The organism is Pseudomonas sp. GW823-FHT04A03 (assembly GCF_058796615.1).
This window is the reverse complement of the sequence record NZ_JBXAIV010000007.1, coordinates 51,824-64,693: the sequence shown is the minus strand read 5'-3', so window position 1 is coordinate 64,693 and position 12,870 is coordinate 51,824. Positions and strand designations below refer to the sequence as shown.

The window sequence follows — 12,870 nt, the reverse complement described above, 5'->3', positions numbered from 1 at the left end:
CGCTGACCATGACTCGATTAGCCGCGTTTTCGTTGTCACTCCTGTCGATGGCTCCGGCGTTCGCCGCCAGCGATATGCAAGGCATGGATCACAGCCAGATGGGCGATATGCAAAGCATGGACGACGGCATGATGCAGCCCGCCGCACCGACCGAAAGCCGCACGCCGATCCCGGCGCTGACCGACGCCGACCGCGCTGCCGTGTTCACCAGCCACGCCGGGCATCAAGTGCACGACAGCGCCATCAACACTTACTTCCTCGCCGACAAACTCGAATGGCAGGACGCCGACGACGCCAGCACCCTGGCCTGGGATTTGTCCGGCTGGATCGGCGGTGACATCGATCGGCTGTGGCTGCGCTCCGAAGGCGAACGCAGAAACGGCAAGACCGAAGACGCGGAAATCCAGGCGCTGTGGGGCCACGCGATTTCGCCGTGGTGGGACGTGGTCAGCGGCGTGCGCCAGGACTTCAAACCCGGCGACCCGCAAACCTGGGCAGCGTTCGGTTTGCAGGGCATGGCGTTGTACAACTTCGAAGCCGAAGCCACGGCCTTCATCGGCGAAAACGGCCAGAGCGCGGTGCGGCTGGAGGGCGACTACGACATCCTGCTGACCAATCGCCTGATCCTGCAGCCGACCGCCGAACTCAACGTTTACGGCAAAAACGACCCGCAACGCGGGATCGGATCGGGCCTCGCGAACACCGAAGCCGGGCTGCGCCTGCGCTATGAAATACGCCGTGAATTCGCGCCCTACATCGGCGTGACCTGGAACCGCACCTACGGCCACACCGCCGATTACGCACGGGAAGAAGGCGAGGATCGCAGCGAGGCGCGACTCGTCCTCGGCGTACGGCTGTGGTTCTGAATCCCATCAAAAAACAACCCAGAGGTCTTGCATGCGCACATTGAAAATCTCCCTCGTCCTCGCCAGCGGTTTGCTCCTGAGCACCCTGGCCCAGGCCCATCCGAAACTGCTGTCGTCGACCCCGGCCGAAGGTGCCGACGGCGCGGCACCCGGCAAGATCGAACTGCGATTTTCGGAGGATCTGCTGACCCAATTCTCCGGCGCCAAACTGGTGATGACCGAAATGCCCGGCATCGCCCACTCGCCGATGCCGATGAAGGCCAAAGTCAGCGCTGGCAGCGACCCGAAAACCATGCTCGTCACCCCGCTCTCGCCTCTGCCGGCCGGCACCTACAAGGTCGAATGGCGCGCGGTGTCGTCGGACACGCACCCGATCACCGGCATCGTCACGTTCAAAGTGAAATGAGCGATGGCCGAACTGATCAACATCCTCCTGCGTCTGGCGCTGTATGCGGATCTGCTGCTGTTGTTCGGGCTGGCGTCGTTCGGGCTGTACAGCGTTGACGCGGTGCTGCGGTTTCGGCCGATGCTGCGCGGGATGGCGTTGATCGGGGCACTGCTCTCAGTAGCGGGACTGGTGCTGATGACCCGCGCCATGAGTGGCGAAACGGAATTCGCGGCGTTGTGGCCGCATCTGCAAATGATGGTGCTGGAAACCGACGTCGGGCTGGCGTGGGCGCTGCGCATGATTGCGCTGATCGCCGTGGTGATCTGGCCGGGATTGTGGCTGGCATCGATGGCCGGCGCCATCGCCCTCGCCTCCCTGGCCTGGAGCGGACACGGGGCGATGGATAACGCGTGGCATCTGCTCAGCGACATCCTGCACCTGCTCGCGGCGGGTGCGTGGCTGGGCGCGATGCTCGCGTTAATCTTGATGTCGCGGCTCGACGCACTGTGCAGCGAGGCGCGCATTCGTTCGCTGGCAGATTCCGTCAAACGCTTCGAAGGCGTCGGCGCGGCGATTGTGCTCATCCTGTCGGTCACCGGCGTGGCGAATTACCTGTTCATCGTCGGCCCGACACTGGGCGAAATTCTGCTCGGCACCTACGGGATTCTGCTGGCGATCAAGGTTGCATTGTTCGGGGGCATGCTGGTGCTGGCCGCGTTGAACCGCTTCCACCTCGGGCCGTTGCTCGAGCAATCGTTGCGCGCCGGCCAGCATCAAGTGGCGGCAAACGCCTTGCGCCGCAGCGTGGCATTGGAGCTGGTGATTGCGCTGTTGATCGTGGGACTGGTGGCGTGGCTGGGCACGTTGAGCCCGGAACCGGGATGACACCCGGCAAACGCATTCACTACACTGGCCCGCACTCCCACTGCACAAGCCCGATCTCCATGACAATTCCAAAAAGCACGATGATCTTTTGCGGCCTGCTGGCCATGGCCGGCGCCGCCCAGGCACAAGAACCGGCCTCGCACCTCGACACCATCCAGCAACAAGGCCAGTTGCGCGTCTGCACCACCGGAGACTACAAACCCTACACCTTCAAACGCCCGGACGGCGGATTCGAAGGCATCGACATCGCCATGGCGCAAAAGCTGTCCGACAGCCTCGGCGTCAAGGTCGAATGGGTGCAAACCACTTGGAAATCCCTGATGCCGGACATGCAGGCCGGCAAATGCGACATCGGCGTCGGCGGCATCTCGGTGACCCTCGAACGCCAGAAAAAAGCCTTCTTCAGCAACACCCTCGACGTCGACGGCAAGATCCCGCTGGTGCGCTGCGCCGACCAATCCAAATACCAGACCATCGACCAGATCAACCAGCCGAACGTGCGCCTGGTCGAACCCGCCGGCGGCACCAACGAAGCCTTCGTCCACGCTTTCCTGCCCAAGGCGCAGCTTGCGTTGCACGACAACGTCACCATCTTCGAACAACTGCTCGACAACAAGGCCGACGTGATGATCACCGACGCCTCCGAAGCCCTCTACCAACAAAAACTCAAACCCGGCCTGTGCGCCGTCAACCCGAGCCAGTTCATGCAATACGGCGAAAAAGCCTACCTGCTGCCGCGCGACGACATCAGCTGGAAACTCTACGTCGACCAGTGGCTGCACCTGAGCAAAGTCACCGGCAAATACCAGAAAGTCCTGAGCGAATGGATCGCCGTACCAGCGGCTCAGTGACACTCAGTCGTCATGCATCAGGCCGGAGCTGTACTGGTTGAAACTGTTACCGATATTGCTCCCGCCGAACTTCAACGTATTCACATTACGCGCCTCCGGCGACTGACAGTCGCTGGAGAAACAACTGGTGGTGGTCAAGCCACCGGAGCCGGAGCAGGCGCTTAGAACCGAAACAGTGGCGACGATCAACAGCGCTTTGAGTGGATTGTTCATGGTGTGTGGCGCTCGGGTGGGATCGGGATCTTGTGGAGGGATCGTAGGCTTGTGCGGATGGCGGGAAGATGAAACTTGCGGGGTTTTCAGCGTGGGTTCAGGTTGAACCCACGCCCCGCGATCAACCCTCTGCGACAGAGGGGGCCAGAGGGAGTTCGCTGTGATGAACTCAAACTAAGACTCGGCCATCAGGCGTCAAATGTGCGGCAAGCATTTCCAGCAGAATGCGGACTCTTCTCAGCTTGTGACGCTTCTTTCGCCACACCAGGTTCACCGGTAATCCTTCAGTGGCCAAATGGGGAAGTACTTCAACCAGGGCCCCCGTTTGCAGATGTTCCTGAAGCATCCAAGTCGACAACTGTGCGATTCCGTGGCCGGCCAACACGGCCATTACCTGAGACTCGCCGTCGCCAACAATCATGTTGCCGGCGACGACCCTGCGCTTTCTTTCTCCTGCCTGGACACCAGTAAAAAGTGGGCTGCCCTTCCCTTTGGGCAGGCCATACAGGACGAATCGGTGGTTCTGCAGATCGGTTTCGTCAAGCGGCGCTCCATGCTCCTGCAAGTAGGCAGCTGAAGCGCAAAAAATCATGCGTTCCATGCCTAGGAATTGGTGATCGAGATCATCTGGCCAGATATCTGAACCACCGATGCGCACGACGATATCGATGTTGTCCTCGACCAGATCAACTATCCGATCGGTGAACGACACGTTGGGGACAATTTTTGGATGGGTTTGAACAAGTTTGAGGATGATGGGAAATGCATGCATACGACCGTACCAGGCCGGCAGGTCGACGCGAATAATGCCAGCCGGCTCTGAACTGTCTCTGTGGAACGACTGCTCGGCCTCCTCAAGCTCTGACATCACTCTGGTACAGGTTTGGTAAAAGCTGGTGCCCGCATCCGTTAATGAAAGGCTACGGGTAGTACGCTCAAATAGACGGGTTTGTAGACGATCTTCCAAACGCGCAATGCCTTTGCTAACTGCAGATGCCGTGACATTCAGGCGTTCGGCAGCGGCGGCGAAGCTTCCCATATCCGCAACGCATATGAACGTATGTACACCTTTCAGGCGTTCAGAAGAGTACATGGCGCCTCGCACCTCATTAGGGAAAACAAGTCATTAATCAGGCGAATTTATACCGCAAATCAGAATCCTTCTATCGAATAAGCTGTGTCCATTGAGCCGTTGCTCATTGGCGAGCTTGGTGGACGCTCGAATTGGAGAATGTGCAGTCGTTCGTGAGTAGCGAGGACAACTTCGCAGTGACCATTGGCTACTGGACTGCTCCAGCGATCGATACAGCCAGCTATCGCCAAAAATTGGTGGCCGTTCAGCTTGATGATTCTTGGCTGTTCGTCGTCGACCATCCACGGGGCGCGGGTGCCGCGCCCACTCTGTAAACGAGGGATTCTATATGCTAAACCTGAAAATGATGGGCCGCGCCGTTCTGTTCGCGGGACTCTCGTGCGTTATGTTTAACGCGTTCGCTGCAGCTCCGAAGCTGCTTGAGAATCAAGTCGCGGGTTACTACCGCGAGAAAGTCGGTGACGTCGTGGTTACCACCGTTTACGACGGCTACCTGGATATTCCCACCACATTCCTCAAAGGCATGCAGGCTAAGGACCTTCAAGCGCTCATGGCTCGTATGTTTGTCCAGGATCAGCATGGCGTTCAGACAGCCGTTAATGCCTTCCTAGTGCAAACCCCCACTAACTTGGTGCTGGTGGATTCGGGGGCGGCGCTGTGCTTTGGGCCTACCGCAGGCGCAGTGTTGAATAACGTCAAAGCCGCTGGATTTAATCCAGATGATGTCGATACAGTGCTGCTGACTCATCTGCACCCGGATCACTCGTGCGGTATTTCGACGGAGGACGGCCAAACCGTCTTTCCGAACGCGACTGTATGGGCTTCTGAAAAGGATGCTGCATACTGGCTTAACGAGAAGATCACGGCTCAGGCTGCACCGGCGGATCGGCCGATCTTCGATATGACCCAGCAGGCTGTAGAGCCGTACAAAGCTAAGCATTTGTTCAAGACGTTCACTGATAGTGCGCAGCTGCCTGCAGGCTTCAGTCTCGTTCCTACACCAGGCCATACGCCTGGGCATAGCTCCTTCCTGGTTACATCCAAGAATCAAAGCCTGCTGATTTGGGGCGACATTGTTCACAGCCACTCCGTACAAATGACTCACCCGGAAGTCGCGATCGAATACGACTCGGATAAGGCGAAGGCAATCGAGACCCGTAAACACATCTTTGCCACAGCCGCCAAGAACGGCTGGCTCATAGCCGGTGCCCATTTGCCATTTCCCGGCCTTGGGCACCTGCGTAAAGATCCAGTGGGATACAGCTGGGTACCTGTGGAATTCAGTCCATTGAGAACTGATCGTTAATTTCCCGCAGACGGGTCCAGTTTTTCAACCTGAGAGCACGATCACCGTGCGTCACACGTGGACGCTACCTCTCAGTTAAATATTGTCCATCCAGCGGCCCTATGGGGCCGCTTCTTTCGTGCCCAAACGAACAATGGGGACAGTTGCGTCGATCAACAGCGCTTTGAAGGATTGTTCATGATGTTTGGCGCTCAGGTGGGATCGGGATTTTGTAGAGGGATCGTAGGCCTGCGCGGGTGGCGGGAAGATGAAACTTGGGGGGCAGCGTGGGTTCAGGTTCGGCCAGATAAGGCCTTTCACAATGGTTTACATCGGCCTTGCAGTTCGCTCGGTATAGTTTTTTGCAACTTACGAGACCTAGAGCACACGCAATGCCGTCGAACAGCCACTTGGTAAATCCTGACCTGATAAAGATTCGACGACTGTTCACTACCCCCCTCGCCAGACTCCAGTACCCCGACGCAGAACGCCTCAACACCGACCTGAAAACCATCATCACAACCCGCATGGCGCAAGATCGTAGCGGCTCCCAGCGCAGCAACGACGGTGGCTGGCAGTCCGCGATCTTCCATGACTGGGGCGAAGAAGCCAGCGACGCTCTCGTGAAGTTCGCCAAAGCGTTCGCCGTGCAAATGACAGCAGTGCACAGCGAACAATACGGACTGACCGAATCGAGTTTCGAGTGGAAACTCAACGCTTGGGCCAACGTGAATACCGCAGGCCACAGCAACGCCCTACACGGACATCCGGGCGCCTTCTGGTCAGGCGTCTACTGGGTGGATGCCGGCGGCCGAGAAGACGCCCCGACCGTCTGCCACAGATGATCTGTAACGACCTGCATCGACTCAACGTTATCCAACGCCTGCTTTTCGGGAGGGGGGTCAATAGAGGGCGCGAAGTTGTTAAGGATCTCGGAGGCTTCTTTCTGATAAGTCACCTTCCTGATCCCGCCTCTGTCTGGCCCAGGCCCCTTGAACTGTACAAATAAACAGTTAAATTTCCGACAACCTAGCGAACGTTTTTTTGACAGAAAACCAAAACTCGAATGCCATTTTAGGGTGATGGAACTCAAAGGAGATGAACGCGCCTTTGCTGAATGCCTTCAAAAGGTCGACCAGTCAATACTTTGACGTGAAAAAAACTTTTACTCTTTACTCAGTGCTGCTAGTAAGCCATCATGACTGTCACGTAAAAGCAACAATGCATGAGAGCGCGCCATTTTTACGACGTCATTATCCTGACGCTCACCCATGCGAACTATAACGGAATGAAAGAGTAGGAACAGCAAAGGACTCTCTTGAAAACTTCATGAATCCCCTAAAGCCTAAGCACCAACACCAGTGCGGATCACTCGAGTCTTTTTATTAATAAGATATCAAGAAGTGTGGGCAATCCAGCATTAGTTTCATGAAGTGTATTTTCAGCACACTGTGCAGTATTGGTTGAACATATGAAAAATGCCACAAATGTTTTAGCCGTTTCAATAACAGCATTTAGCTTCATTTGCCTTCTACGAAAAAGCGGCTTTTTTTTCGACGTTGGCATTGCTGGCATTGTCTCGCTAATCATCAAGGCAGTATTTTCTCCATGGTCAGGATTACTGGCACTACTTCCACTAGCGCCGTCAGTATCGCCCGCGCCTACTTCAATTGGGCTGCCAGAACTATCATTTATTGCGCTTTGGGGTGTTGTTTCAGTCGGGGCTCTGTTGCAAATTTCTCGCTCAGACAGCAGATGCTCCAAACTGAAAATCTGTAGTCTCGCACTGCTTTCTGATTTTGTTTTACGCTCAATAAAACCTCTTCAATTCAACCAGCAACAACAGACTGCTGGTAGACAATCGACGACCGCGCACGATTTAACTTGTAGTTCATCACTATCGAAAAGCCATTCTGAAAATGAACGGGTGGCTACTGGCGCAACGTGACGATTTTATTTTAGAACACCAGATCGTTAATTGCCCTTACCGCACCAACTCTTCCCCATCCACCGCTGAAAAAACGAAATTCACGCTGTAATCGTTTCATGATATGGCCGCTTTAGTGGCTGATACCACCGTTTAAAGGAGATTGCAAAAACATGGTCGGCACGCACAACCCCACATTCACCTTGATTGCCACTGTCGGTGCCATTTTGGTCGTGGCATGGGCCTTTCATGAGCTGGCTTGCTTGATTCGCCAGCTGATTTGGAATTGGATTGATGACACTCATCATCCGATCGATGAGAGCGCATTGCTGAAGCGTCTGAAAAAAATGGCAAAGGTGGAGAGTGACGATAACCTAGAAGCTTCTCTGATCGTCGCTGTGTGCCTGATGATGTGGCCAGTAGGGTTAGGCATTGCATACGGCATTGTATATCTTCATCGTCGCCGTGCTGCGCGCCGACTGGAGAAGGTCAATAACAGCGGAGCCGTCGTGGCATTGAGTGTCGATACTTTCACCGAGCGTTTGAATCACGTTGCCGGCAGTCACCAAACTGCTTAAAGGGATATCGGGTGGCCGCTGGCGACAGACAAGCCTGGTAGCAGCAGATGATTGCGCTACCAAGCGGCCATTTTGAATGGCGTATGAGTCAGCTTGTTCATGATTATCGCCTTCAACGCTTAAAAGATCCATGTGATTCAAGAACACGTGATAAATCATGCTGGAACTTTTCAAAAAGTTCCACGAGCTCGCGCACCTTAAATTGCAGCAACAAACGAAAGATGTACCTTGAAAGAAAACGAATCGCGATTGCAATCGCTTTAATAGGTTTTGGCAGCTACCCGCCAAGTAATGGTGATACTTTAATAAAATGAGAACTTAGTAAAATATAAAAATGGAACTGTCTTACTCTTGTTCACTCTTGACTGATTAGTGCCACCTTTTCAAGTTATGGCCCCCGTCAGCACCCCACTCAGATGCTCCCCAAGCCCCGCCTTTCCATTCCTGATAAACTCCCACACCTCCCAGTCATACCGATTCCTTACCCCCAATGCCCCCAATCACCGCCACATCCGCCCCACTCTCTCGCCGTTTCTCCGTCGCGCCGATGATGGATTGGACTGACCGCCATTGCCGGTACTTCCTGCGCATCCTGTCGAAAAACGCCCTGCTCTACACCGAAATGGTCACCACCGGCGCTCTGCTCAACGGCGATCACGAACGTTTCCTCCGTCACAACGAGGCCGAGCATCCTCTGGCATTGCAGTTGGGCGGTAGCGTTCCACTGGATCTGGCCGCCTGTGCACGTATGGCGCAGGAGCATGGTTACGACGAGGTGAATCTGAACGTTGGCTGCCCGAGTGATCGAGTGCAGAACAATATGATCGGTGCGTGCCTGATGGGGCATCCGCAGTTGGTGGCGGATTGTGTGAAGGCGATGCGTGATGCGGTGTCGATTCCGGTGACGGTGAAGCATCGGATCGGGATCAATGGGCGGGACAGTTATGAGCAGCTGTGTGATTTCGTCGGCACGGTGCGGGATGCCGGGTGCACCAGTTTTACGGTGCATGCGCGGATTGCGATTCTGGAGGGGTTGTCGCCCAAGGAGAACCGCGACATTCCGCCGTTGCGTTATGACGTGGCGGCGCGGCTGAAGGCGGATTTTCCGGAGCTGGAGTTCATTCTGAACGGCGGAATCAAGACGATGGAGGCCTGCCATGAGCATTTGCAGACCTTTGACGGCGTGATGCTGGGGCGCGAGGCGTATCACAATCCATATCTGCTGGCCGAGGTGGATCAGCAGTTGTTCGGCAGTACCGCGCCTGTGATCAGCCGGGCCGAGGCGCTGGCGCAGTTGCGGCCTTATATAGCCGAGCATTTGCTGGCCGGCGGCGCGATGCATCACATCACCCGGCATGTGCTGGGCCTGGGAACCGGTTTCCCGGGGGCGCGCAAGTTTCGTCAGTTGTTGTCGGTGGATATCCACAAGGCCAAGGATCCGCTGGCGTTGCTGGATCAGGCAGCGGAGTTGCTGGCCGGGCGTTGAGGCCCGACCTGCGCGGCTGAGGGTCAGGCGGCTGCGGCCGCCGTCCAGTTGACCCAGCCAAATTGCCACGTGGCGAGGATCAGCAAGCCGAAGGCGATGCGGTACCAGGCGAAGGTGGCGTAGCTGTGGTTCGCAATGAACTTCAGCAGGCCGCGCACGGCGATCATCGCGAAGATGAATGCTACGACGAAGCCCAGGGCGAAGACCGGCAGGTCACTGCTCTGGAACAGCTCACGGTACTTGTAGCCGGAATACACCGCGGCACCGACCATGGTCGGCATCGCCAGGAAGAACGAGAACTCCGTGGCGGCCTTGCGTGACAGGCCGAACAGCAGACCGCCGATGATGGTGGAACCGGAGCGCGACGTGCCCGGAATCATCGCCAGGCACTGTACGCAACCGATCTTCAGCGCGTCGGCCCACTTCATGTCGTCCACATGGTCGACACTCACTACATGATCCCGCTGCTCGGCCCACAACATCACGATGCCGCCCACCACCAATGCAACGGCAACGGTGATCGGGTTGAACAGGTATTCATGAATCGTGTCGGCGAATAACACGCCGAGAATGACCGCCGGGAAAAAGGCGATCAGCAGATTGCGGGTAAAACGTTGCGCATTATTCTGGGTTGGCAGGCCTTTGACGATCTCGAAGATCTTCGGGCGAAACTCCCAGACCACGGCCAGGATGGCACCCAGTTGAATAATGATGTTGAACGCCATGGCGCGTTCGCCGCCGAACTCCAGCAAGTCGGCAACAATAATCTGGTGGCCCGTACTGGAAATGGGCAGGAACTCGGTCAGGCCTTCTACCGCCCCAAGAATCAGCACCTTGAACAAGGTCAGTAAATCCATTAATCCTCCGTCGGCACGCTCTTTGTGGGCGTCCCGTTAAGTGCATTCAGGCATTGAGTATCTGAAGTAAAACAATTGGCAGATGCACACCCATTGCCCGACTCGGGGACGGAGAATATGTCTTATCAAAAGCCACACTCAAGGCATGTTAATAAACGTCCGTGTGTGAACTTGTCGGTGTTATAGCTAAAAATCACATCCCTCCTTAAAATGTGATCCACCTCACACTCCCTGTACTGGTGTGCAAATCAGTAGTGGCCAAGGGACATAAAAACAGGTCGCCACAATTACAAAATAGTGGCACCATTGCACATTGCCACCATCTAACGAGCCCTCTTTCGTTAGTTCAGTGCCCCGAGAAAATCAACTAAAAGCTTGAAAAGCTTAATTATTGTTAGAAAACTCGGGAGCCACGTCTAAAATCCGCGCAAATGTTACCAATTGTCAGTCACAGATGAGAACCGGTGCTTTAACATCCCGATGTCAGCACCTTTTCGAGTCAATGCATGATGCTCACAGGTAACTTAGCGACTAGAAGCCCGCGCCGCACAAGCGACGAACCAGGTGTTCTCACTCTGGGTCGTACCCGTGGCGTGGCTGAACACTTTAGCGCGCTAATCGCGAAGCATGTGCAGACTGATCTGGCCATTGAGGTCGACTCTTACGCTAGTTCATATCAGCAAAATGAATATCACGGCTTGTATCGGGCCATATTCATTGTCATCGACAGCCCTCAGGCACTCGAAGACAACCTGGCACGGGTGGAAAGCCTGCGCAGTGACAACTTGAAGCCGATCATTTGTGCGGTGATCACCGGGCGCGGCGCGTTCAACAAGATCAAGTATTTCCTGGCCGGTGCCGACTTCTGTATCAAACTCAATACCTTGTCCGATGAAAGCGGCGAACTGCTGGGCGAGTTCTTCAACAGTGAAGAATGGCAACGCGATATCAGCCTGGTGCTGGACCCCACCCGCATCTGCCTCTCGGACACCAGCAAGAAACTCGATATCTCCTTTGCCGAAATGAAGATCCTGCAGGCCTTTGCGCAGACCGGCAATCACATTCTCAGCCATGATGAAATCGCCAGCATCATGGGGCTCAACACCCATTTCTACGATCCTCGGGCGCTGGAAAAATCCATCAGCCGCTTGCGTGGGAAAATCAAGGACGTGTACGGTACGAACGCCATACAGAGCATTCGCGGGTATGGCTATCGTCTGATGAGGGGGTTGATCTCGACCGCCTGATTCAGGGAATCACTCTTTTGCAGCTTACGAGGGAACGTCTGATGCAACGCACTAAAAATCCGATGTCTCACTGTTTTAACTGCGTCACATATCTAATAAAAAGCTGTCAATTGCATGAGCGCTGCAACACTTAAACATAACAATAAACCATTACTCTAAAAGCAGACCGAGTGGAACTTATCGAGGGCCATCATTGGGCCCAGACCCTGCCTGTCGATTATTTCCGAGGAAAACATTGCTCGCCTGCCCATTATTTTTTCGCCAAATTTGGTGTGTACTTTAGGAGAGAGACATGGAAACCAGCACAACCCTCCCAAGAAAATACTTTGTTGTCGTGACTAATAGCTCGGCGTCGCAACGTGAACTTGAGAACATCCTCTCCAGCGAGCGTTTCAATTCGTTTGGCACGTCCCAGGCACAAATGTTTATTGAAGGTGTTGCTTCGCCCTCTTCCACTCCGATGCTGATGGAGTTCACTTACCCACGCGGCACAAGGAAGCATGTCGCACGCAGCATCGAACATGATACCCAGCGCATATTGGCCACTCTCGAATCGGAATGGCTGGCAGCACAATCGGCGCATTCGTTCCACAGCTCCACGGCCATGTCCGAAGACCCCGCTGGCACTTCCCGAACGATCGAGTCTGACGCGCCCTGCACTGAAGCCTGGCATCTGGACAATGATCAGGGTGCATTGACGAAAGAGGGTGTCGAAATCAGTCTCACCGGGCTCGAAACCGCACTGGTCCGCAAAATGCTCCACCATGAAGAGCGTGTTGTCAGTCGGGACGATCTGATCCTCAGCATCGGCCGCGAGCCGGAGCAATACCGGGGACTGGAAATGTGTCTGAGCCGTCTTCAAGACAAATTCAAGAACGCCAGCAACGGTGAACGATTGTTTCGTGCCGTACGCAATCGCGGTTATTGCCTGATTCAGGAAGTTGTTGCCTAAACAACATCCCCCACTACAAGACAAACAGATACAAGTGCGATTACAAAAATAAAAAAGCACTCTGTTTGGTTTCACCCCTCCCTGGTTATACCCGCCTCCTGACCCCACCTACGATAGCAAACACAAGATTGATTATTCACCCCCTGCCTTTCGACCTTTTCTAACGTTTGAATATTGGAAAATTAAATAAGTTGGCACTGTGCCATCTTGTTAGAACTCGTCAGACAGCATCCCCGGCAATA

The 12,870-nt window shown here is 55.0% G+C and carries 14 protein-coding genes; 10 read left to right on the top strand and 4 right to left on the bottom strand.

Annotation, left to right across the window (positions count from 1 at the left end; genetic code table 11):
* Positions 1 to 8: 8 nt before the first annotated feature.
* Genes AC1Q9F_RS18420 through AC1Q9F_RS18405 form a run of 4 tightly spaced genes read left to right on the top strand, consistent with a single transcriptional unit; the run spans position 9 to position 2,990 of the window.
* Positions 9 to 866: a copper resistance protein B gene (locus tag AC1Q9F_RS18420; protein WP_492620573.1), complete on the top strand. Its 858-nt coding sequence runs from the start codon at positions 9 to 11 to the stop codon at positions 864 to 866.
* A gap of 31 nt (positions 867 to 897) precedes the next feature.
* Positions 898 to 1,272: a copper homeostasis periplasmic binding protein CopC gene (copC, locus tag AC1Q9F_RS18415; RefSeq protein ID WP_492620572.1), complete on the top strand. Its 375-nt coding sequence runs from the start codon at positions 898 to 900 to the stop codon at positions 1,270 to 1,272.
* A gap of 3 nt (positions 1,273 to 1,275) precedes the next feature.
* The gene (gene copD, locus AC1Q9F_RS18410) at positions 1,276 to 2,139 is read left to right on the top strand and encodes a copper homeostasis membrane protein CopD (RefSeq protein ID WP_492620571.1); all 864 of its coding nucleotides are present in this window, start codon (positions 1,276 to 1,278) and stop codon (positions 2,137 to 2,139) included.
* 59 nt (positions 2,140 to 2,198) lie between these two features.
* Positions 2,199 to 2,990: a transporter substrate-binding domain-containing protein gene (locus tag AC1Q9F_RS18405; RefSeq protein ID WP_492620570.1), complete on the top strand. Its 792-nt coding sequence runs from the start codon at positions 2,199 to 2,201 to the stop codon at positions 2,988 to 2,990.
* A 3-nt stretch (positions 2,991 to 2,993) separates the two neighbouring features.
* On the opposite strand, the gene AC1Q9F_RS18400 is transcribed toward AC1Q9F_RS18405, so the two are convergent.
* Complete coding sequence (locus AC1Q9F_RS18400; RefSeq protein ID WP_064380963.1) at positions 2,994 to 3,203, bottom strand: hypothetical protein; 210 nt, start codon at positions 3,201 to 3,203, stop codon at positions 2,994 to 2,996.
* Between the two features lie 169 nt (positions 3,204 to 3,372).
* Entirely contained in the window at positions 3,373 to 4,296 is a 924-nt protein-coding gene (locus AC1Q9F_RS18395; RefSeq protein WP_492620569.1) for a LysR family transcriptional regulator, read from the bottom strand.
* Positions 4,297 to 4,624: 328 nt separating this feature from the next.
* On the opposite strand from AC1Q9F_RS18395, the gene AC1Q9F_RS18390 reads away from it, so the two are divergent.
* Together AC1Q9F_RS18390 and AC1Q9F_RS18385 are read left to right on the top strand one after the other, a co-directional pair.
* Positions 4,625 to 5,602, top strand: coding sequence for an MBL fold metallo-hydrolase (locus AC1Q9F_RS18390; protein ID WP_492620568.1), 978 nt, complete (start codon positions 4,625 to 4,627; stop codon positions 5,600 to 5,602).
* A 371-nt stretch (positions 5,603 to 5,973) separates the two neighbouring features.
* Positions 5,974 to 6,426, top strand: a complete 453-nt coding sequence (locus tag AC1Q9F_RS18385) for a putative 2OG-Fe(II) oxygenase (RefSeq protein WP_492620567.1) — start codon at positions 5,974 to 5,976, stop codon at positions 6,424 to 6,426.
* A 523-nt stretch (positions 6,427 to 6,949) separates the two neighbouring features.
* Here AC1Q9F_RS18385 and AC1Q9F_RS18380 read toward each other — a convergent pair.
* Positions 6,950 to 7,345 carry a hypothetical protein gene (locus AC1Q9F_RS18380; protein ID WP_492620566.1) on the bottom strand — a complete coding sequence of 132 codons (396 nt, stop codon included), beginning with the start codon at positions 7,343 to 7,345 and terminating at the stop codon, positions 6,950 to 6,952.
* 336 nt (positions 7,346 to 7,681) lie between these two features.
* Between AC1Q9F_RS18380 and AC1Q9F_RS18375 the strand changes: the two genes are divergently transcribed.
* Both AC1Q9F_RS18375 and dusA read left to right on the top strand, forming a co-directional pair.
* Positions 7,682 to 8,086, top strand: coding sequence for a hypothetical protein (locus tag AC1Q9F_RS18375; RefSeq protein WP_207983413.1), 405 nt, complete (start codon positions 7,682 to 7,684; stop codon positions 8,084 to 8,086).
* A 490-nt stretch (positions 8,087 to 8,576) separates the two neighbouring features.
* Entirely contained in the window at positions 8,577 to 9,572 is a 996-nt protein-coding gene (dusA, locus tag AC1Q9F_RS18370) for a tRNA dihydrouridine(20/20a) synthase DusA (RefSeq protein ID WP_207983414.1), read from the top strand.
* A gap of 23 nt (positions 9,573 to 9,595) precedes the next feature.
* Here the strand turns inward: dusA and AC1Q9F_RS18365 are convergent, their stop codons facing one another.
* Positions 9,596 to 10,429 carry an undecaprenyl-diphosphate phosphatase gene (locus AC1Q9F_RS18365; RefSeq protein WP_262160508.1) on the bottom strand — a complete coding sequence of 278 codons (834 nt, stop codon included), beginning with the start codon at positions 10,427 to 10,429 and terminating at the stop codon, positions 9,596 to 9,598.
* Between the two features lie 506 nt (positions 10,430 to 10,935).
* Between AC1Q9F_RS18365 and AC1Q9F_RS18360 the strand changes: the two genes are divergently transcribed.
* Both AC1Q9F_RS18360 and AC1Q9F_RS18355 read left to right on the top strand, forming a co-directional pair.
* A complete protein-coding gene (locus AC1Q9F_RS18360) occupies positions 10,936 to 11,676 on the top strand; it encodes a winged helix-turn-helix domain-containing protein (RefSeq protein WP_492620565.1) in 741 nt (246 codons plus the stop codon).
* A 292-nt stretch (positions 11,677 to 11,968) separates the two neighbouring features.
* Positions 11,969 to 12,628 carry a winged helix-turn-helix domain-containing protein gene (locus AC1Q9F_RS18355; RefSeq protein ID WP_207983416.1) on the top strand — a complete coding sequence of 220 codons (660 nt, stop codon included), beginning with the start codon at positions 11,969 to 11,971 and terminating at the stop codon, positions 12,626 to 12,628.
* The last annotated feature ends 242 nt before the right edge of the window (positions 12,629 to 12,870 follow it).